Here is a 20,192-nt window from a genome sequence, read left to right on the forward strand (position 1 = left end):
ACGTCCTCATAACATCTGTAACTGGCGAGCGAGTTGCTGGTAGATAACCTTCTGGTTGAATTCAGTTTCAACCTTTTCGCGAGCCAGGCTCAGCATCGGTCTCAGCTCGCTGGCCTCGATATTGCCGAAGGCTTGTAAGCAATCTGCGAGCGCTGTCGCATCTTTCTCTGGCACCAGCCAGCCTGAACGCCCGGCATCAATCAGTTCCGGAATACCGCTATGAACCGTAGAAATCACCGGAATGCCAACCGCCATTGCTTCCATCAATGCCACGGGAATGCCTTCCATATCACCATCTTCACCCGTGACAGAAGGCAGCAGAAATACATCCGCTTCATCCAGCATCGCTTTTACTTCGTGGTTAGGTTTAAAACCCGGCATAAACACCACATCGTCGAGCTGAAATTGCTCAATCAGCGTGCGGAGGCGTTTTTCCCATGGGCCAATCCCCAGGATGTTGTAGCGGAATTTCACGCCGCGCTCTTTGAGCAACAGACAGGCGTCGATAGCGACGTGCAGCCCTTTTTTCTCAGTCAACCGGGCCACCGAGATAATCTCCAGGGTTTTGGCGGGAGCCTTCACCGGGCGTTGTGAAAAGCGTTCCATGTCGACACCCATGCGCGACACGCTGATTTTCGCCGTCGGGCAGCCCATGTTTTGCAAGCGCCCCGCCCATAATTGACTGATGGGCAGCATTAAATCGCCACGGGTAAACAGCTTCTGATATTCAGGTGTGTAATGATTCAGGGCTTCACGGCCTGAAATATCAATGCCGTGGAATACGGTGGCGATTTTGCCCTTCAGCAAACCAAGTTCACGTAGCTTTGCCGCCGTCACACCCGCCGGGCCAAAGTGGGCAATAAATACATCCGCGCACACGGTTTGCGGATGGCTGCCGCAAATAGACGACAAAATCAGATTGCGAGCTTCCTCGCCGTAACGTTTTGCATTCAGCGCACGCCAGGTGCGCGGGCGTAACGAGCCACGCAGCGTGTTCAACGCGCGGGATTGCAGTTTTGCGACCTTTCCCGCAGGTTCATCCATCAGCCAGGTGGTTTTCTCCGCAAGCCCGTACTCCTTGAATGCCGAATGCGTATGGGTCAAATCGCCTTTTTGAATCGCGACAATTTCCACCTCGTACCCCATGTCGATAAACGCGGTTATCTGATTGAGCACGAAGGTTTCGGATGCCACCGGGAATTTGAGCAGGAAGAAACCGACTTTCATTTTCCCTCCTTAATTCGCGTTAATACCGACTCCACCATGCGCAGGCCGTCCTGACGTTCGGCGCGCACCGCATGAGCCAGGCGCTCATTAATGGCAGGCAATTGCCCTAATACGTCCGCCACCACACTCTGGAGCGAACCGTTAAGTAGCTGGCGGATTTCTATCGCCATTTCTGGTAAACCCAACTGCTGCATGATGCCCGCGGATTTGTGTTCGTAATTGATAGCAATCGCAGGCGTGCCGAAATTCATAGAGATAATCGCCGAATGCAGACGTGTGCCCACGGTCAGCTCACACTCGCCCAGAATCTTGCCCATTTCCAGGTCGTTGAGTTCATCCATCACCACATGATATTGCTCCGGGTCATTCACGTACTGCCGCAGATTGAGCGCCACCATGCGGTCATCTTTGTTGTAGCTATCGATTCCCGTACAGGTTGAGAGCGCCAACACCTGATAGCCCTCTTCAATCACGCGATTAACCACCGCTGCGAACGCTTGCTCGTAGGCCTGTTGCGTGGTGCCGAGGCGCTTGTCGAACGGAGCCAGTTCACGCAGCGTAATCGCGACGGTTTTCTTACGCTTGATGGTGTTAAGCCAATGATTCACCGCATAATTCGGTACAAAATTGTCGTTATGATGGTCCACAAGCCACGCGGTATCAACGCCCTGCTCAACCTTGCTGCTGTCGATATTGCTTTGGTTCATCAATTTAAGGCTGACGGTTTCACGCAAAATCAACGACTCCACATTGCCGAAGACATAACTCGCCAGATGATTAAACTGCGGGTCCTGGAATGGCCCCACGCTGTGCCCAATCATGTAAACCGGCTTTTTCGCCATAAAACTGCACAGTGCATGCTCGAACTGCGAAACACCGTATAAATCGACAAAAAACGATCCGCCGACCTGAATAATCGCGTCATATTTTTGCAGCGATTTCACGAAATCAATAAAGCCCTGCGGGATAGAGATATTGCGCAAACGCCCGTTGTCAGTGGCCTTTGCCAGCAAAACCTGGTGTTGATATTTACGGCGCAGCACTTTCTTCACTCGCCCCATCAACCCAACGGCATTGTTGTGCTGCTTCATTTGTTTATACAGGCCGTCGCCCATCACCGGGCGGCCCAGCAGCCAGGCAGAGCTCACCGGGTAGCGGCTCATCACGTCTACTTCTACCGATTCATCAATAGTGGTAATCGCATCAATAAGCCCACGCAAAATGGCGCTATCACCACGGTTGCCGCAGGTGTGGTTGCCAAGAATTAATAATTTCATACAGACCTCTTTTTCAAATGGGGTTCTCTTCTTATGAACTGACGTTTCATCTCGACCACCAGCGCGTTACGCGAAAGCAACAGCATGACGATAAAGGCCAGTGCGCCCGCCGCAATTTGCGTCGCCAGTAACAGGCCGAGGGAGATATGCCCTTTCAGGGCGATCCCCAGCGCAGCACTCACCACAATGGTTGGAATGGAAAGGTAAAACGGCAGCCAGATACTCTGAATGTACTGACGATAACTGGATCCAAGCACCGGTTTGATCATCACGAAATAGCTCAGAACCGTGTTCACCACCTGCACAAACAGGAACCCGAGCGTCACGCCCAACGCGCCCGCAAGATGCCCGCCGACAATAATCGCCGGGATAAACAGGCAGGTTTTGAAGACGTTGAATTTAAAGCTGATATCGACCCGCGCTTTCGCCATTAGCAGCGAACCAATCGGGTTGCCGATAGATCGCAGCAGCCCCACCACGCACAGCAATTGCAGAATTGGGGTAATGAATTGCCACTTTTCACCAAATACCAACGGCACAAAATTGTTCGAAACCACTAAAAGACCAAGCAGCGCCGGGAAGTTGATGATTCCGACAATCGACAACAGTTTGTAGAAGTTGATACGTAACTTGTCGGTATCGTCCTGGATTTTGGCAAATGCCGGGAACAGCACACGGGTGATAATTGGGTTCAGTTTCATCGGCGGCACGACCGCCACGTTATAAGCGAGGTTGTAACCCCCGGCGATGCTGGCCCCTAAAATACGCGCCAGCACCAGGGTAGAAAGATTGGTATTCACGTAATTGATAATGCTGTCAGCCGTCAACCACGCGCCAAATTTCAGGTTAGAGCCGACGGACTTCAGCGAGAAATGCAGGCCAGGGCGATAAATTTTGCGGCCAAAGAAACCGAACAACGACGTGCGCACCACGGTGTTGACCAGATAACCGATAATCGCGGTCATGGCGAACGGGTAAAACATCGCAGCCCCCACGGTGACCGTAAAGCCCGCCATCACTGAAACCGTTTCAATCGAGCCAATCTTTGAAAACTCCAGCTCTTTTTGCATCAACGCGCGGAACTGCTGGCCGTGAGGAATGACGATAAACGCAAACGACAGTGTTTTAATCAGCGGCGAAAGCTTCGGCGCATGCAGCACCGAGGCGATAACATCGCTGAGCAAAAATACGGCGGCAAAGACCACGATCCCGAGGCCCACATTCAGCCAGTACAGCGTGGTGAGTTCGAGGTGGCTGATTTCCTTACGCTGGATGATCGAGTTAGCAATGCCAAAATCCGACAGCGTATCGGCCAGCGCGATAATCACCAGCGAGATAGTCAGCAGGCCAAACTCGTGATTGTCGACAATCCGCGCCAGCACGGTCATTTGCACCAGGCCAAGGCTGATAATAATCACCGTGGCGATAGCCGACCATTTCGCGCCGCTGATGGTTTTTTCTCTCAGGCTCATTGGGTTATCCGTTAATTTGTCGGATGACGCGGTACTTATCCGACCTACAAATTTTAATACGCAGCTTTATTCACAAAGCCTTTGAAAATGGTGAGGAAGACAATTTTGATGTCAAACCACAGGCTCCATTCGCGGATGTACTCCAGGTCAAACTCAACGCGTTTTTCCATTTTCTCGAGCGTATCGGTCTCACCGCGCCAGCCGTTGATTTGCGCCCAACCGGTGATCCCCGGCTTCACTTTATGACGCAACATGTAGCCTTCAATCAGCGAGCGATACTGCTCGTTGTGCGCCACTGCGTGAGGGCGCGGGCCAACAATCGACATCTCGCCCATCAGCACATTGATAAACTGCGGCAGTTCATCCAGTGAGGTACGGCGCAGGAAATTCCCCACTGGCGTCACACGCTTATCGCCTTTGGTGGCTTGGGTGACGACCGTGTCGTTTTCCATCACTTTCATGGAACGGAATTTCCACACCTTGATAGGCTTGCCGTCCATGCCATAGCGCGTCTGGCGGAAGATAACCGGGCCGGGAGACGTCAATTTCACCGCCGCACTGATACACAGCAACACCGGGGAAATAAACAGCAGGATCATCGCCGAAAGCACAATGTCTTCGAGGCGTTTCAGGATGCGGTTGATACCGTTGAGCGGCGTATCAAACAGTGGCACAACAGGCACACCGTTCACTTCTTCGGTGCGGGAGTTCAGAATATTGAAGGTAAAAACATCCGGGATCAGCATCACCGAACAGGTGGTATCCGTCAGTTCGCGAACCAGCGTTTTGATGCGTGCTTCTTCGCTCATCGCCATCGCAATGTAGACATTATCAATGCGTCCGGCGCGCGCCTGCTCCACTAAATCTGCAAAACAGCCCGCATAATCACCGTGTTTTGATTCTGGCTGTTCGTCGTCGTAAACGCCCATCACATCAAAACCTAACCACGGCTCATTGCGGAAGCTTTCGGCGAGCGTGTAACCGACCGGCATAGAACCCGCGATAGCAATGCGGCGTGTGTTGTAGCCCATATTGCGCAGCCAACCGGCACCGAAACGAATAAACGAGCGGCACATCACCATGCCGAAACTGGTTAACACATACCAGGCCAGATACACCCAGAATGAACCGTCGAAATCTGGGTTAAATGCCAGCAGTCCGGCGCTGAAAATCAGGCTCAGCGTCCAGTTTTGCAGCAGCAGCATCAGTTCACTGGAAATTCGCACACCGCGCCAGGAACGATAAAAATCGGTTATTCCACCAATCATTTGAAAGACGACGAGGGCCAGCAACGCCATCAGCAAATGCATGTACAAAAACGGTAACGCGTTGACCTGACACACTACCCATAAGCCAACAAACATAATGGTTATGTCGGAAAAACGTTGCACCATAGAGATCAACGATGCGTTCGTTTTTGGCAGCTCGCGCTTTTTTAGGTTTGTCATCGTTTTACCTTTATTAAGATTACCCCTCACCCCGCCCCTCTCCCTCAAGGAGAGGGAGAAAACCGTTCAGTCCCCTCTCCTTGGGGAGAGGGTTAGGGTGAGGGCGACCTATGCCTGGTCAAATCACTGATTCAACAGTTCCATAATTTCCTGCGTTCGCGCCTGCATCAGCTTTTCATCGCTGCGAGATTCCACATTCAGGCGCACCACCGGCTCGGTGTTCGAGCTGCGCAGGTTAAAGCGCCAGTCGGCGAACGCCATGCTGATACCGTCGGTGTTATCAACTTCCTCAGCGTGCGGTGCAAAGTGCTGCTGTACGCGTTCAATGGCGACTTTCGGATCCGCCAGCTTGCTGTTGATTTCCCCGCTCGCCGGCCACGCCGCCATGCGGTCACACACCAGTTCGCCCAGGGTTTTGCCTTTCAGGCACAGCAGTTCCGTCACCAGCAGCCACGGGATCATCCCGCTGTCGCAGTAGGCAAAATCACGGAAATAGTGGTGGGCGCTCATTTCCCCACCGTAAATCGCATCTTCCTGGCGCATGCGTTCTTTGATAAACGCATGACCGGTTTTCGACATCACCGGCGTGCCACCTGCGCGTTCGACGATATCCACCGTGTTCCACGACAGGCGCGGGTCGTGAATAATCTTCGCGCCCGGCTGTTTTTCGAGGAAGGCCGCCGCCAGCAGGCCGACGATGTAATAACCCTCGATAAACTGCCCTTTCTCATCGAACAGGAAGCAGCGGTCGAAATCGCCGTCAAAGGCAATCCCCATATCCGCGCCGTGTTCAATCACCGCATTGCGGGTGTCGTCGCGGCACTCCGGCAGCAGCGGGTTCGGGATACCGTTCGGGAAGTTGCCGTCAGGCTGGTTGTGCACTTTGATAAACGTCAGCGGCACGTTGAGTGATTTAAAGCGGGCTTCGATGGCATCGACAATCGGGCCTGCCGCGCCGTTACCGGAGTTAATCACCATCTTCAGCGGTTTGATGTTAGCCACGTTGATGTAGGTGAACAGATGGTCGATATACGCCTCGACCACTGAAATCTTCTGGTAGCTGCCGCGTTTTGCAGCGTCGACCGGCGGGAAGTCGTTGGCTTCCGCCAGGCGCTGCACGTCGCGCAGGCCGGTGTCGCCGCTGATTGGGCGAGCGCCTTCGCGCACCAGTTTCATGCCGTTGTAGTCCATCGGGTTGTGGCTGGCGGTGACTTCAATCCCGCCGTCCACATTCAGATGCCAGGTGGCGAAATAGATTTCTTCGGTGCCGGACAGGCCGATATCCAGCACGTCCACACCCGCATCCTGCAACCCTTTTGCCAGCGCCAGCTTAAGCGCTTCGCTGGTCAGGCGCACATCGCCACCCAGCACGATAGTTTTCGGTTTCAGGTACTCGCCATAAGCGCGGCCAATACGTTCAGCAATATCTTCGTTCAACTCTTCGCCGAGCTTTCCACGGATGTCGTAGGCTTTAAAACAGGTCAGTTTTTGCACTTTTCAGTCTCCTTCGGGCAACAGTTACCCAACCCGCAGAGTGGTCTGCGGGGACTCATCAAATTTTTATTGGCTAGATACGCCCGTAACGGTCTTCGAAACGGACAATGTCGTCTTCTTCGAGGTAAGTGCCGGAACGCACTTCAATCAGGTCGAGCGGGATTTTTCCGGGGTTTTCCAGGCAGTGCGTCACGCCAAGCGGGATGTAGATGGACTCGTTTTCACCCAGCAATTTTGTCTCTTCACCCAGTGTGACTTTCGCGGTACCCGCCACCACAATCCAGTGCTCGGCGCGGTGGTGGTGCATTTGCAAAGACAAGCCTTCGCCCGGTTTCACGGTGATGCGTTTCACCTGGTAACGCTCACCTTCGTCGATAGAGTCGTATTTGCCCCACGGGCGGTATACTTCGCGGTGGTTATGGTGTTCGTGGCGGCCATCGAATTTGATTTGCTCAACCACTTTCTTCACGCTCTGAACGTGGTCACGGTCGGCAATCAGCACGGCGTCTTTAGTCTGCACAACAATCAGATCTTTCACGCCAACGGTGGTGACCAGGCCGGATTCGGCATAAATGTAACTGTTCTCGGTATTGTGGCTTATCACATCGCCGTGATGCACGTTGCCCTGCTGATTTTTGGTGCTGATTTCCCAAAGAGAAGACCATGAACCCACGTCGCTCCAGCCCGCATCCATTGGCACCACCACCGCATCGGCGGTTTTTTCCATCACGGCGTAGTCGATAGACTCATCCGGGCAGGCCAGGAACGCTGCTTCGTCAACGCGCACAAAATCCAGATCCGGGTCGATGTTCGCCATTGCTTTTTCACAGGCGACGAGAATATCCGGGCGGAATTTTTTCAGCTCTTCGAGATAGCGCCCGGCGCGGAACAGGAACATGCCGCTGTTCCAGTAATATTCACCGCTGGCAACATAAGCCTGCGCGGTGTCGAGATCCGGTTTTTCGACAAACTGCGCCACGCTAAAGGCCACAGCGTCAACATCTGGGGTATTCGGGTTCTCCAGTTCGCCACGGCGAATGTAGCCATAACCGGTTTCTGGCAGATCGGGCACGATCCCAAACGTGACCAGTTTCCCGGCTTCGGCGAACGGCAGCGCGTTACGCACCGCTTCACGAAATGCCTCTTCGTTCTGAATCACATGGTCTGCTGCAAGAATCAGCATCAGCGGGTCGTTTTCCGGCTGATTGCGCACCGCCGCCAGGGCTGCAAGGGCGATGGCCGGAGCGGTGTTACGCCCGGCAGGTTCCAGCACGATATTTTCCGTCAACTTGTTCAGCTCACGCAGTTGTTCAGCAACGATAAAACGGTGTTCTTCATTGCAAATCACCACCGGGCTTTCGCATTCAACGCCATTCAGGCGGCTGATGGTGGTTTGCAACATCGTCAGTTCGCCTTTCAGGCACAGGAACTGTTTCGGGTAAAGTACGCGGGACAACGGCCACAACCGGCTACCGTTTCCGCCAGCCATAATGACTGGGTAGAGTTGACTGTGACTCATGATTTAACCCCGATATCTTATGCAGATATGTCTGCGATAAATTGGTTCAGCACGCTGTCTTTCTCGAGCGTGCGCTCGGCATATTCACATGCCACCGTGTTGTGTACCGGCAATTGCAGACAGCGCTCGATACCTTCGGCTAACGCGTCAACCGACTCAGGCTCTACACACACGGCAATACCGGAATACGCGTCGCAAAGTTGGCCGAGTTCGGTATCCGGTTCTGCGGTAATTACCGCATTTCCGCCCACGGCAAGAATATTGGTCAGTTTCGATGGCAATACGGCATCGGCGGCACCCCGGCGTTGAATCACCAGGTGGCAATCCGCAAGACGCAACAGCGCAGGTAGCGCGTTGTAAGGCTGAAGCGGATGGAACACCACGTTGTGCAGCCCTTTGTCCTGCGCCAGTTTTTGCAGGCGGGCTTTACCGCCGCCCTGGCCGACAATCACAAACAGGTATGGCTGATGAGCAAAACGCTCCGCCACTTCAATCACCGTTTCCAGCCCCTGCTTTTCCCCGATGTTGCCGGAATAGAGAATGATTTTTTTATCCGCAGGCAGTTCCAGGCTGTTGCGCACGGCGAGGATCTCTTCGTGAGAGATAGCGCGAAAACGCTCCACTTCTGACCAGTTCGGGAAGAAGATCACTTTGCCGGGATCAACGCCCTTTTCCGCCGCTTTGTTCATCATTGAGCGCGAAATGGTCGAAACATGGTCGACGTTGTGCAGTCCACTTTGTTCAAAGCGCTGCGCCAGTTTCGCCACTTTGCCCTGTTTTTTACCCGCCATTCCCAGGCCGAGCATGGCGTCGACTTCGTAATCCTGAATATGCAGCAGCGTGCGCGCACCGCTCAATTTTGCGAGCAGGCGCATGCCCGGCACGCAAAAGAGGGTCGGCACGACGCCGATAATGCGATCCGGCTTCCAGCGACGTTGAGCAATCAGCGGGAAGAACGAGCTAAGCGCAAAGCTGCCTAAATGAATCAGACGCTTTAACGTTGATGGCTGTTTTGGCACATACAGCGGGCAGCGCCAGACGGTCGCGGCACCCACTTCTTTCTTGTATTTCCACGATGAATAATCGGGATGTACTTCCCACACCGGGTAATAAGGTGGTGCGGTAATGACCCGCACCTCATGGCCCTGGCTCGTCATCCACTCAACCATCTCACCGGTGTATTTGCCGATACCGGTTAATTCCGGTGAGTAGTTAATGCCGTAGACCAAAATCTTCATAATCCGATGACCTTATCTGCCTTATCGGTCAGAAAGTAAGCGCGGCTGTTGTCGTGGACGTTCTGAGTCGCCAGCAGTGCTTCCTGCGTTAACCAGCAATAGTCGTTATGCTGCGCAGTCGGCAGTTGCAGCGCATCAGCATCCACGCGCAGACGGAACCCCAGCACCACATAGTGGGTGGAGAAATCCGGCCCGGAGAAATTGTCGTCGTAGAAGTGCTGCCACACGCCGTAAAACTCACCGTCAGAAAGAGTAAACCGCTGGCCTAATTCGGCTTCGGTTAAGCGCGCAAAAGCACGCTCCAGCGTTTCGTCTTTTTGTACCCGGCCACCCGGCACGAACCAAAAGTTCTGCGCCGGGCGCTGAGTGCGTAAGCCCAGCAGGAATTCTCCTGCCTGATTTTCAACAATCAAATCGATGGAAATCAGCGGTGTGGAGCGGACAACGGTTGCGAAGTCTTCAGCACTCAAAAACATACTTACCCCCGGAACCGTTGCTGGTTTTCGAGGAACCACTGGTAGGTGCTGGCAAGGCCAGGCTCCAGGGTGATTTCCGGATACCAGCCCAGACGGCGCAGGCGCGTCACGTCGAGCAGTTTGCGCGGCGTGCCATCAGGTTTGGTGGCATCAAACACCACGCGGCCACGGTAACCGGTCACTTTGGCGATGGTTTGCGCCAGTTCGCGGATAGTGCAATCCACACCGGTGCCGACGTTAATATGGGAAAGCATCGGCTGGGTATTTTCCTGCCACACCTCGCTTGCCAGCTCCATAATATGAATGCTGGCTGCCGCCATATCGTCAACGTGCAGGAACTCACGCATTGGCGTACCGCTGCCCCACACCACCACATCAGGCGAGTTTTGCGCAGTCGCTTCGTGGAAACGACGCAGCAATGCCGGAATCACGTGCGAGTTGCTCGGGTGGAAGTTATCGTGCGGGCCATACAAATTGGTTGGCATCACCGAGCGATAATCACGGCCGAACTGGCGGTTGTAAGACTCGCACAGTTTGATACCCGCGATTTTGGCAATCGCGTACGGCTCGTTGGTCGCTTCAAGCGTGCCTTGCAGAAGCTCGCTTTCCGCCATTGGCTGGTTCGCCATTTTCGGATAGATGCACGAGGAACCGAGGAACAACAGCTTATTCACGTTGTGCGTGTGCGCAGAGTGAATAATGTTGGCTTCGATCATCATATTTTCATAGATGAAGTCCGCCGGATACGTGTTGTTAGCTACAATTCCGCCCACTTTCGCCGCCGCCAGGTAAACCTGATCAATGCGCTGCTCGGCAAAGAAAGCATTCACCGCTGCGGCATCAAGCAGGTTCAGCTCGTCGCGGTTACGCAGCACCAGTTCAACGTCTGCACGTTGCTCAAGCTGGCGCACGATGGCGGAACCGACCATCCCGCGATGGCCGGCAACAAAGATACGTTGTTTATTCATGCTCAGGACTCCAGCGCGATGGCAACCTCGTAGCCGTGTGACTTCAGCAACGAATGCTTTTTCGCCGCTTCAAGGTCTTTAGCGACCATTTCGCCAACCATTTCACGCAGCGTAATTTCTGGTTTCCAGCCCAGTTTTTCGTGTGCTTTGGTTGGGTCGCCCAGCAGGGTTTCCACTTCAGCAGGACGGAAATAACGCGGGTCAACGGAGATAATGACATCGCCTGGTTTCACACCCGGTGCGTCATGGCCGGTCACGGAAACAACGATGCCCTTCTCGTCCACACCGGTGCCTTCAAAGCGCAGTTTGATGCCCAGTTGTGCCGCCGCCATTTCCACGAATTCGCGCACGGAATACTGCACGCCGGTCGCAATCACGAAGTCTTCCGGGTTGTCTTGCTGCAACATCATCCACTGCATTTTCACGTAGTCTTTGGCATGGCCCCAGTCACGCAGGGAATCCATGTTGCCCAGATACAGGCATTTTTCCAGGCCCTGAGCGATGTTGGCGATAGCGCGAGTGATTTTACGGGTCACGAAGGTTTCGCCACGGCGTGGGGATTCGTGGTTGAACAGAATGCCGTTACAGGCAAACATGCCGTACGATTCGCGGTAGTTGACGGTGATCCAGTAGGCGTAAAGTTTGGCTACGGCATACGGAGAGCGCGGGTAGAAAGGTGTGGTTTCTTTCTGCGGGGTTTCCTGCACCAGGCCATACAGCTCAGACGTCGATGCCTGATAGAAACGGGTTTTCTTCTCAAGACCTAAGAAGCGAATCGCTTCCAGCAGACGCAAGGTTCCCATCGCATCCACATCAGCGGTGTATTCCGGGGACTCGAAAGAAACCGCTACGTGGCTCATTGCGCCGAGGTTATACACTTCATCCGGCTGCACTTCGGAAAGAATACGGGTCAGGTTAGAGCTGTCCGTCAGATCACCGTAGTGCAGATGGAATTTAGGATTACCGGAATGCGGATCCTGATAAATATGATCAACACGTTCGGTGTTGAAAGAAGATGCGCGACGTTTAATACCGTGAACTTCATAACCTTTTTCCAGCAGCAGTTCCGCCAGATAAGAGCCGTCTTGTCCGGTAACACCCGTGATGAGAGCTACTTTAGTCATAATGTATTTTCCTCTTTAAACATTTGTGTATCACCCTCACCCCAGCCCTCTCCCTGAGGGAGAGGGGGAATAACGGGACTCGATCCAATTCCCTCTCCTGGGGGAGAGGGTTAGGGTGAGGGCATAATGCGTTGCCGAATAACCACTGCCGGATTTCCCCGGCAAACGGCATTTGTCGGTAATGATTTATAAATACTGCTGCGAGCACCGACGACGGTGCCATTTCCAATCGTGACGCCAGGTGAAACAAAGACATCCGTGGCAAGCCAACATTTCTCACCAATAACAATGGGTGTGGCAGTAATATCAAAATGCTTGCTCATATAATCGTGGCTGCCGGTACATAAATAACACTTTTGTGAAACGACCGAATTTGCACCAATCGTAATTTCACCCAGCGTATATAACACGGCGTCATCGCCGACCCAGGCATAATCCCCGAGGGTTAATTTCCATGGGTAAGTAATTTTCACTGACGGACGAATCACAACACCTTTACCGATTCGTGCGCCAAACAAGCGTAATAAAAATGCCCGCCAGCGATATAAAACTTGTGGTGACCAGGCAAATAATGTTGCCTGTACTGCCCACCACAGTTGAACCTTAATAGAGTTTGCACCCCGAAAACCTTTCGGCACCGAGAAGCCATTCAATTCCTGCATAATATTTCCTACTTTTTCGTCGGATGTCGCTGACGCTAATCCGACCTACAGAATCAGGCTTTGTTATATAATGCTTTTGATTTTCCGGTGGTGCGTAAACGGAGCTTATAAGACAATTCCGCAATAAAGCCTGGGACGTGTAATATTCTGCGCTGCACGCTTCTCGCATCACGGCACAACTCAATATTATTGGTGGTAGAAACGCCGCCCATTGAAAATTCGGAGACAATCCCCTTGACGCGTTTAAATGCATAACCGCTTTTATACATTTTGGCTGCCAGGGCGTAATCCGAAGATACTTTATATTGCAGGTCATACGGGTATTTAAGCAGACCATCCATAGGGAAAAATATCGCCTGATGGCTGGCGGGCAAACTGTGGTAAATATACCAACCCTGCTTTGCCCGACGCTCTATTTTTGTGCCGTCGCCAAAGTCTAATAATGCATCGCCAATGATCATGGCATTTTCTGTCAACGGCCTTTCAGCAAGCTGGCGGGAGACATTTACGATATCCTGATGGAAAACATCACCTGAGTTAAGGAACAACGCATAACGGCCCTGAGCCATATCAATGCCTTTGTTCATCGCATCATAAATGCCGTTATCTTTCTCACTTACGAAACGTAAGTTGTACTGCCCATTCAGGTTTTCCAGAAACTCGGCGGTACCATCTTGCGAGCCACCATCAACCACAATCCACTCAAATGTGATACCAGGCGCCTTCGCTAAATGGGCCAGCGACTGCCAGGTTTTTTCTATTCCGGCAAGATTTTTATAAGCAACCGTGATGACACTTAGCAGCATTGTTATTGACCTCAGGTGTTCGTAATATTGAGTGCTTTACGTAAAATAAACGGGCAAACAATTAAGAACGCATATTCAGGGCTAAAAATTGAACCGGTAAAAAACAGTGATACAGGGGTAAAGAGCCATAATTGCACACGGTAATTTTCATTATTACCAAATGCCGTACGCATCATTTTAATGACTTTCCACATATACCAAATTGTTAGTAATACCGCGAACCATGAAAAATAAATAATTAGCAGATACAAACCATTGTCTACTGTTTTACCGACATCCGCACCGTTAAAGATTCCGAATGATGCGACATATTCATATAAAGATCCGAACCGCACTACCCCATCAATATTGGTCAATGAATGCCCGACCATCGCCAGAGGGCCAATAATACGATAATACGATGACGAACCTTCCGTTCCCAAATCACCGAGGCGTGTGGCGATATAAGGGAATGCGAATATTAACCCTACTAAAAACACGGAGAGAGAAATTATCGCTAATGGTAACTTCTTCTTTATTGCATTTTTATTAAGGTATTGAAATGCCCACTCAAGCAAATAGAACAGGATAAAAGTCATTACCCCTGAAAACGATCCGGAAAGCACTATCCCCAAAAGAATCATACCATCAGTTTTTGGTGTTTTGATACCGAACTGTTTGATACTGAGCCAAATTGAGATTAACGCCAGAGCGAAGAACGCCGGTTCAAAATAAAGAGCCGTGGTACGCTTACCGCCGAAGCTAATAAAGTTCAGAACATAGCTGTTACTGTATATAAGAAACTTCGAAATTTTCTCAATCAGGCTACTGCCACCAGTAAGGATAATCTGAGCCATTTCTGCTGCTGCCAACATCACAATAATGCCGACGACACCATAAAATAACCTTAATAACTTACGGTGATTACGTTGGGAAATAGTTTTGAAGCGGCAGCTCCACGTCATCGCCATGATCAGCACGATATAAACAAACAATAATGTCGAGGTGACATATTTGCTGGCATCCAGCGATTGACCAAAGATGTAGTTAAATGCGGTGAGTCCCGCACCGATGCCCAAAGCAATCATCAATTTTTTGACGCTAATGCGTTCAATGTACAAAAAGAGAATGGCGGGCAAGAAGGTGACTATCGTTATCGGGAAACTTTCTCCGAGTGAGGCCAACTTGACGTTGACCACCAGATAGATGAACGGCAGCAGCAGATAACTACAGATTCTGATAGAACGAGACATATTCCTCCAGCATCTGTTGTCCACTGAACGCCTGGCGACTCGCAGTTTTGAAACTCTGCAAATCCTTGCCAAACACCTGCTGGGCGAGCGCTTCTTTTGGCATTTTCACCAGTTCCAGCACGCGCATATCGCTAAAGGTTTTACCGTCGACTTTGCGCAGCACTTCATCGGCGGCGTCACTTTGTGTGGCGATAACCGGCACGCCAATCGACAGCGCTTCGCACAAAATCAGCGGGTAGTTATCCACCTGCGAACTGAACACCAGCGAGTCCATTTCATTAAGCTCACTCATCAGCGCTTTTTTGTCGGTCATGTAGCCGTGATTCACCACGTTCGGGCCATTAAACGGCGAGAATTTCCCGAAGGTATGCAGTTCAATTTCATCCCCCAGCGCCATAATCGCCTGCACCAGCTGCTGGTTGGTTTTACCGTCATAACGTAAATCGTGTGCCACCACGGCCACTTTGGGCTTGTCACCCGCCGCATTCGTCAGCGGCAGTTCAGCCAGAATCGCTTCAGTTGCGACGTCGATTCCGTTATTGATAATTTTGCAGCGCCCTGCACCGTAGATACGATTAAAAGCATCAGCCACATGCTGGCTCGGGGAGATAAACTGGCAGCCCAGCGCTAACATTTCGCGGAACAACTGGCGTTTGGTGTCCACCAGCAAATGGGCGCGATCGGTTTTCACCGGCGGATAGTTATTGAGCGTCGGGCATTTCTGACAGCCGGTTTTCCAGCCATCGCATCCATCGAGGAACGCACAGCGCCCGGTAATGCTCCAGTGGTCGTGTAGCGTCCAGACAAAAGTGACATCTGCTTTATGGGCTTTCACGCGCTGGCAAAACGTCACCATCTCTTCCAGATTCAGCCAGTAGCTGTGGACCACATGGAAATGCAGAACCACCGGGCCGATGCTTCGGGTCACTTTGCGATACAGGTTATTGAGGTTGCCAAACGGGTCGCGGTTGAAAAAGCGGAACAGAATAATGTTGGCAATCGATGTGAGTCGCGGCGTGTGTTTTACTACGCCCGGGAATTTATCGTGGCTGGCGCTTTTCTTTCCGCCTTTGCCGTAACCATAGATAAAACGGGAGCTAAAACCGGCGGCGTTGGCGCGCTGATGAAGATCCAGCGCGACACCTGCCGCCCCGCCTTCAGCCAGGCGCACGTTGAATTGTAAGATATTCATTTTATAACCTTTACTTGCGCTTTCTGGCCGACGACCAGCGCATTGTCCGGCACGTTGTCCAGCACCACACTTCCTGCACCGACCACCACGTTATTACCCACCGTGATATCACCAATCATCACCACATTCGCGCCGAGTTCGACACCATTGCCAATCACCGGACAATCATTGCTTTTGCTGCGATTGCCAATGGTGACGCCGTGACGAATAGTGAAATCGTCTCCGGCAACCACGAACTTATTGATGACCACGGCATAACCGTGGTGAATGGTAAAACGACGCCCGATGGTGGCGCCTGCCTGGATTTCATAGCCAAACAGGCATTCAGTGATAAAGCGATAAAGCAGGATGACCGGTGCCGCCCAGAGATTGTTGATGACGCTTTTTTTGCGCCACACCGAGCAAAAATGCGCGATGCGATAAGCCATCACCATGCAGCACGGGCGCAGGCTCCAGGAATTTGCGCGCAGATCTTCAAGCACGGTTATTTCCCCCGTAGTCCGTCGGCAAGACGTTTGGTGTTACGCACGCTCAACAGCGCTAATAACGTGCGTAAAGACATGCGTTTATTGCGGATTTGGTAGAGGGTAAACAGCTGGTATTTCTTGCTGGCCCGATCGAATTTATCTTTGTGTTTTCGGTAGAAGTGGAAGTACCCAGCGAATTTTTTCGGCGATTTGGTGATCTGCATTTCACCGTGGTTAACATGCAAAATTTGCGTGGCTTCTTCCACTTTCCAGGGTTGACCGTACTCGACCACCATTCGCAGGAAAATGTCGTAGTCCTGAGCCGCAGCCAGTGTGGTATCAAACAGGCAAGCCTTGAAGCGACTGGCGTAGGTAAATACCTGATTACCAATAATATTTCGCTTATAAAACAGCTTTAATGAAAACGGTGATTTTGGGTACAACGGCAGACTGGCGGGCTGGGAATAAACCTGCCCTTCGCAGACGTAGTCGTTGGCGTATAAAAAGGCGTGTGTCACCAGTTGGTGTTTGTGTTCCAGAAAAACGGACAGGCGATTAGGCGTCCATTCGTCATCATCATCAATACCCGTGATCAATTCGCCCGTCGCCTGGCTGATGGCCTGGTTACGCACTGAACACGCGCCGGAGTTGAAATCATTGCGGGTGTAACGCACGCGCGCGTCACCGAGTTCTTCCACAAAGCGTTGGAGCTGTTCGTAGGATGAAGAGCAGTCGTCAACGATTAACATTTCCCAGTGTTCATAATCCTGGCGCAACACGGATTTAATGGCGCGGATTGCCAGCTGCTGACGATTCCATGTCGGCATATAAATAGAGATAAGTGGGTTATTCATGGCGCTCCCCCGAAAATCGTTTTTATTTATTGGTGGATGACGCTATCGCTTATCCACCCTACAGGGCGTGAAATGTAGGGCGGATAAGCAAAGCGTCATCCGCCAGCTGATGCCTGACTATTTCGCATCGGACTTATATTCGTATTCGTAGTAACCGTAATCTTCATATCCCGCCGCACGGCGGAAGATGGAGTTCAGGATCACGCCGCGGACGTTGATACCGTTTTGTTCAAAGCGGCTAAGGCTGGTTTCGACTTCTTTGAGCGTGTTCACCGCATAACGCGCCACCATCAACGTGGTGCCTGCGTGGCGGCCCACAACGGCAGCATCGGTCACCGCGAGAATTGGCGGGGTATCGATCAACACCAGGTCATAGTTCTTGCTTGCCCACGCAATCAGCTCGGCAAAGCGTTCGCTCATCAGCAGTTCAGAAGGGTTTGAAGGCACCACACCGCGCGGGATGAGGTCGAAATTAGGCACTGACGTTTTTTGCGCACAGCGGGTGATTTCCGCCTGCCCGGTCAGCACTTCGGCCAGGCCATTGGTGTTGGTGGTTCCGAGCAGTTCGTGGGTGTAGCCTTTGCGCATATCGCAGTCGATAAGCAACACGCGTTTGTTGGTCTGGCTAATCACGGCGGCCAGGTTGGCGCAGACAAAGGTTTTACCAATCGACGGGCTGACACCTGTGAGCATCAGAACATTGTTCGATGCCTGCATCATGGCGAAGTGCAGACTGGTGCGCAGGCTGCGAATGGCTTCGATGGCGAGATCCGTGGGATTGCCCACCGCCAGCAGTTGGCTTTGTTTATTGCGCTTCGCCGCTTTCACACCGCGAACCGTGGCGTTATCACGAGATTTCTGCCATTCGGAAAGTGGAATGCTGGCGTAAACACCAATCCCCGCCTCTTCCAGCACCGCCGGGCTTTCGATGCCACGGTTGAACAGCGAGCGTAGCAGCACGCCCATAATAGAAAGCATCAGGCCAAGAATAATGCTGCCGAGAATAATCAACGCCCGTTGCGGTTTAACCATTCCAGGCTGCGCAATCGCCGCATCAACAATGCGTACATCGCCCACGGTGCTGGCTTCGGTGATTTTCAGCTCTTGCTGTTTGTTCAGCAATTGCATGTAAACCTGCTGGCCGGATTCCACATCACGCGTCAAACGCACGATTTCTTGTTGGGTTTTCGGCATGGCCGTCACACGACCATTCAGACGCGCTTTCTCATCTTCCAGCGTTTTACGTTTTTCCAGCAGCGTGCGGTACGCCGGGTGAACTTTGGTATATAGCTTGGAAATTTCAGCTTCTTTGAAGGTCAACTCGTTAAGCTGCGCGTCAATGTTCACCATGGTGTCGAGCACAGATTTCGCTTCAAGCGACAAATCAACCGAATCTTGCTGTTGGCGATAGGCGTTGAGCTTGTTTTCAGCGGCATCCAGACGCGTGCGCACTTCTGGCAATTGTTCGGCAAGGAACTTCAGGCTTTTCGCCGCTTCTTCCGATTTGCGTTGTACGTTCTGCTCAAGATAATTGCGCGTGATGCTGTCGAGGATATCGCGAATTTTATCCCGGTCTTCACCGGTGTAAGAAAGGCTTAATACCCCGGTATCTTTACCGTTTTCAGCGACCACCAGGTTGCCCTGTAACTGGTTGATCATGCCAAGCGTGGAATATTTGGTGACGGTAAAGGTATCGCCCACTTGCGCTTTAATCGCACTCACGTTCATGGTGATGCCATCTTTGCTGAGGGTTTGCCCGACCTGCCCTTTGGCGCTAAATCCGTTATCACTGGTGAGCTGATATTGCGTTGGGCTAGTGACTTCGACGGTGAAGATATTTTTGCCCTGCCCCGCTGGGAGGTTAAAAGTATCGACCACAACGGTGTCATTTTGGCGACCCTGCAAACGGTCCCAACCCGCGCCCAATAACCAGAAGCTGTTTTTCTCCACCGCAATATCAAGGTTGAGATCGTCAACCGTTTTGCCTAAAACCAGGCGCGATTGAATCAGCTGCATTTCCGCAGCAGATGCTGGCGGTTTGTTTGAGAGCGCGGAGCTAATGTCGTTGACCAGCGAGTTACCGGCGTTTTGTTCAATTTGCACCAGCGCATCGGCTTTATAGATGGGTGTGGCAAACATCGCGTAGACGGTGGCAAGAATGGCGAACACGGCGGTGATCCCCAAAACCCACCAGCGGGCTTCGAGAACCGTGCCAAACAATCGGCCAATATCAATTTCGTCATTGCCCTCAGTCGGGGCGCTCGGACGGCGTGATTTTTCTGTCATTGTTATCCCTGATGAGCGTTGAGTGCGTTAGCCCATTTCTGAGCGCTCTGGTCCAGAAGACCGTAAACCGCTTCAAAAGCGTCGTGGCTTTTGCGATACGGATCGGGAATTTCCCGTTCCGCATCCCAGTGACCGAACAGCATCACTTTGCCGCGCATCTCTGGAGCCATTTCGCAAATTGCGGAGATATGGCGTTTTTCCATAGCGAGAATCAGGTCGTATTCGCGGCACATTTTTCCGGAGACCTGCTTCGCACAATGCCCCTCAAGCGAGAGGTTGTGCTGCTCGGCCACGCGGATAGCGCCCACATCCGCCCCTTTCCCCACCAGCGCCCCAAGCCCTGCGGAAGTCACAGTAAGCTGCGGATGGTAATTTTTTAATAACCGCTCAGCGGTTGGGGAACGGCAAATATTCCCCACACAAACAACCAAAATTTTGTTGAACATAGCG

At 52.2% G+C, this 20,192-nt stretch carries 18 protein-coding genes; all 18 read right to left on the reverse strand.

The window, feature by feature from the left end; genetic code table 11:
* Positions 1-6 precede the first annotated feature (6 nt).
* Positions 7-1,227: a colanic acid biosynthesis glycosyltransferase WcaL gene (wcaL, locus tag AC0IWZ_RS13265; RefSeq protein ID WP_471677092.1), complete on the reverse strand. Its 1,221-nt coding sequence runs from the start codon at positions 1,225-1,227 to the stop codon at positions 7-9.
* A complete protein-coding gene (gene wcaK, locus AC0IWZ_RS13270) occupies positions 1,224-2,504 on the reverse strand; it encodes a colanic acid biosynthesis pyruvyl transferase WcaK (RefSeq protein WP_471677091.1) in 1,281 nt (426 codons plus the stop codon). Before wcaK ends, wcaL begins: the two co-directional genes overlap by 4 nt.
* On the reverse strand, positions 2,501-3,976 hold the full coding sequence (locus tag AC0IWZ_RS13275) for an MOP flippase family protein (RefSeq protein ID WP_034496607.1): 1,476 nt from the start codon (positions 3,974-3,976) through the stop codon (positions 2,501-2,503). The genes wcaK and AC0IWZ_RS13275 overlap by 4 nt, the downstream gene beginning before the upstream one ends.
* Positions 3,977-4,029: 53 nt before the next feature.
* Entirely contained in the window at positions 4,030-5,424 is a 1,395-nt protein-coding gene (gene wcaJ, locus AC0IWZ_RS13280) for an undecaprenyl-phosphate glucose phosphotransferase (RefSeq protein ID WP_410374090.1), read from the reverse strand.
* A 123-nt stretch (positions 5,425-5,547) separates the two neighbouring features.
* Positions 5,548-6,918: a colanic acid biosynthesis phosphomannomutase CpsG gene (gene cpsG, locus AC0IWZ_RS13285; protein ID WP_471677089.1), complete on the reverse strand. Its 1,371-nt coding sequence runs from the start codon at positions 6,916-6,918 to the stop codon at positions 5,548-5,550.
* Positions 6,919-6,991: 73 nt separating this feature from the next.
* Positions 6,992-8,437 (reverse strand): mannose-1-phosphate guanyltransferase, encoded by a 1,446-nt coding sequence (gene cpsB / locus AC0IWZ_RS13290; protein WP_471677088.1) that lies wholly within the window; start codon positions 8,435-8,437, stop codon positions 6,992-6,994.
* 17 nt (positions 8,438-8,454) lie between these two features.
* A complete protein-coding gene (gene wcaI, locus AC0IWZ_RS13295; RefSeq protein ID WP_471677087.1) occupies positions 8,455-9,675 on the reverse strand; it encodes a colanic acid biosynthesis fucosyltransferase WcaI in 1,221 nt (406 codons plus the stop codon).
* Complete coding sequence (locus AC0IWZ_RS13300; RefSeq protein WP_172893711.1) at positions 9,672-10,151, reverse strand: GDP-mannose mannosyl hydrolase; 480 nt, start codon at positions 10,149-10,151, stop codon at positions 9,672-9,674. The genes wcaI and AC0IWZ_RS13300 overlap by 4 nt, the downstream gene beginning before the upstream one ends.
* Before the next feature lie 2 nt (positions 10,152-10,153).
* Positions 10,154-11,119 carry a GDP-L-fucose synthase gene (fcl, locus tag AC0IWZ_RS13305; protein ID WP_471677086.1) on the reverse strand — a complete coding sequence of 322 codons (966 nt, stop codon included), beginning with the start codon at positions 11,117-11,119 and terminating at the stop codon, positions 10,154-10,156.
* Between the two features lie 2 nt (positions 11,120-11,121).
* Complete coding sequence (gmd, locus tag AC0IWZ_RS13310) at positions 11,122-12,243, reverse strand: GDP-mannose 4,6-dehydratase (protein WP_034496631.1); 1,122 nt, start codon at positions 12,241-12,243, stop codon at positions 11,122-11,124.
* Positions 12,244-12,353: 110 nt separating this feature from the next.
* A complete protein-coding gene (gene wcaF, locus AC0IWZ_RS13315; protein WP_471677085.1) occupies positions 12,354-12,905 on the reverse strand; it encodes a colanic acid biosynthesis acetyltransferase WcaF in 552 nt (183 codons plus the stop codon).
* A 53-nt stretch (positions 12,906-12,958) separates the two neighbouring features.
* Positions 12,959-13,711: a colanic acid biosynthesis glycosyltransferase WcaE gene (gene wcaE / locus AC0IWZ_RS13320; protein ID WP_172893709.1), complete on the reverse strand. Its 753-nt coding sequence runs from the start codon at positions 13,709-13,711 to the stop codon at positions 12,959-12,961.
* Positions 13,712-13,722: 11 nt separating this feature from the next.
* Entirely contained in the window at positions 13,723-14,943 is a 1,221-nt protein-coding gene (gene wcaD, locus AC0IWZ_RS13325) for a colanic acid polymerase WcaD (RefSeq protein WP_115627871.1), read from the reverse strand.
* Positions 14,918-16,135 (reverse strand): colanic acid biosynthesis glycosyltransferase WcaC, encoded by a 1,218-nt coding sequence (gene wcaC / locus AC0IWZ_RS13330; RefSeq protein WP_471677084.1) that lies wholly within the window; start codon positions 16,133-16,135, stop codon positions 14,918-14,920. Before wcaC ends, wcaD begins: the two co-directional genes overlap by 26 nt.
* Entirely contained in the window at positions 16,132-16,617 is a 486-nt protein-coding gene (gene wcaB / locus AC0IWZ_RS13335; protein WP_471677083.1) for a colanic acid biosynthesis acetyltransferase WcaB, read from the reverse strand. Before wcaB ends, wcaC begins: the two co-directional genes overlap by 4 nt.
* Positions 16,618-16,619: 2 nt before the next feature.
* A complete protein-coding gene (gene wcaA, locus AC0IWZ_RS13340; RefSeq protein WP_034496648.1) occupies positions 16,620-17,456 on the reverse strand; it encodes a colanic acid biosynthesis glycosyltransferase WcaA in 837 nt (278 codons plus the stop codon).
* 117 nt (positions 17,457-17,573) lie between these two features.
* On the reverse strand, positions 17,574-19,742 hold the full coding sequence (wzc, locus tag AC0IWZ_RS13345; RefSeq protein WP_410374084.1) for a tyrosine-protein kinase Wzc: 2,169 nt from the start codon (positions 19,740-19,742) through the stop codon (positions 17,574-17,576).
* A gap of 2 nt (positions 19,743-19,744) precedes the next feature.
* On the reverse strand, positions 19,745-20,188 hold the full coding sequence (gene wzb, locus AC0IWZ_RS13350) for a low molecular weight protein-tyrosine-phosphatase Wzb (RefSeq protein WP_034496653.1): 444 nt from the start codon (positions 20,186-20,188) through the stop codon (positions 19,745-19,747).
* Between the last annotated feature and the right edge of the window lie 4 nt (positions 20,189-20,192).

This window comes from Buttiauxella sp. AC142, from assembly GCF_979253435.1.

Bases quoted from the DNA above. Each gene is read 5' to 3' on its own strand.
- wcaA (WP_034496648.1), bottom strand. From the start codon at position 17,456: ATGAATAACCCACTTATCTCTATTTATATGCCGACATGGAATCGTCAG.
- gmd (WP_034496631.1), bottom strand. From the start codon at position 12,243: ATGACTAAAGTAGCTCTCATCACGGGTGTTACCGGACAAGACGGCTCT.
- wzc (WP_410374084.1), bottom strand. From the start codon at position 19,742: ATGACAGAAAAATCACGCCGTCCGAGCGCCCCGACTGAGGGCAATGAC.
- wcaJ (WP_410374090.1), bottom strand. From the start codon at position 5,424: ATGACAAACCTAAAAAAGCGCGAGCTGCCAAAAACGAACGCATCGTTG.
- fcl (WP_471677086.1), bottom strand. From the start codon at position 11,119: ATGAATAAACAACGTATCTTTGTTGCCGGCCATCGCGGGATGGTCGGT.
- wcaF (WP_471677085.1), bottom strand. From the start codon at position 12,905: ATGCAGGAATTGAATGGCTTCTCGGTGCCGAAAGGTTTTCGGGGTGCA.
- AC0IWZ_RS13300 (WP_172893711.1), bottom strand. From the start codon at position 10,151: ATGTTTTTGAGTGCTGAAGACTTCGCAACCGTTGTCCGCTCCACACCG.
- AC0IWZ_RS13275 (WP_034496607.1), bottom strand. From the start codon at position 3,976: ATGAGCCTGAGAGAAAAAACCATCAGCGGCGCGAAATGGTCGGCTATC.
- wcaE (WP_172893709.1), bottom strand. From the start codon at position 13,711: ATGCTGCTAAGTGTCATCACGGTTGCTTATAAAAATCTTGCCGGAATA.
- wzb (WP_034496653.1), bottom strand. From the start codon at position 20,188: ATGTTCAACAAAATTTTGGTTGTTTGTGTGGGGAATATTTGCCGTTCC.
- wcaK (WP_471677091.1), bottom strand. From the start codon at position 2,504: ATGAAATTATTAATTCTTGGCAACCACACCTGCGGCAACCGTGGTGAT.
- cpsB (WP_471677088.1), bottom strand. From the start codon at position 8,437: ATGAGTCACAGTCAACTCTACCCAGTCATTATGGCTGGCGGAAACGGT.
- wcaD (WP_115627871.1), bottom strand. From the start codon at position 14,943: ATGTCTCGTTCTATCAGAATCTGTAGTTATCTGCTGCTGCCGTTCATC.
- wcaL (WP_471677092.1), bottom strand. From the start codon at position 1,227: ATGAAAGTCGGTTTCTTCCTGCTCAAATTCCCGGTGGCATCCGAAACC.
- wcaC (WP_471677084.1), bottom strand. From the start codon at position 16,135: ATGAATATCTTACAATTCAACGTGCGCCTGGCTGAAGGCGGGGCGGCA.
- wcaI (WP_471677087.1), bottom strand. From the start codon at position 9,675: ATGAAGATTTTGGTCTACGGCATTAACTACTCACCGGAATTAACCGGT.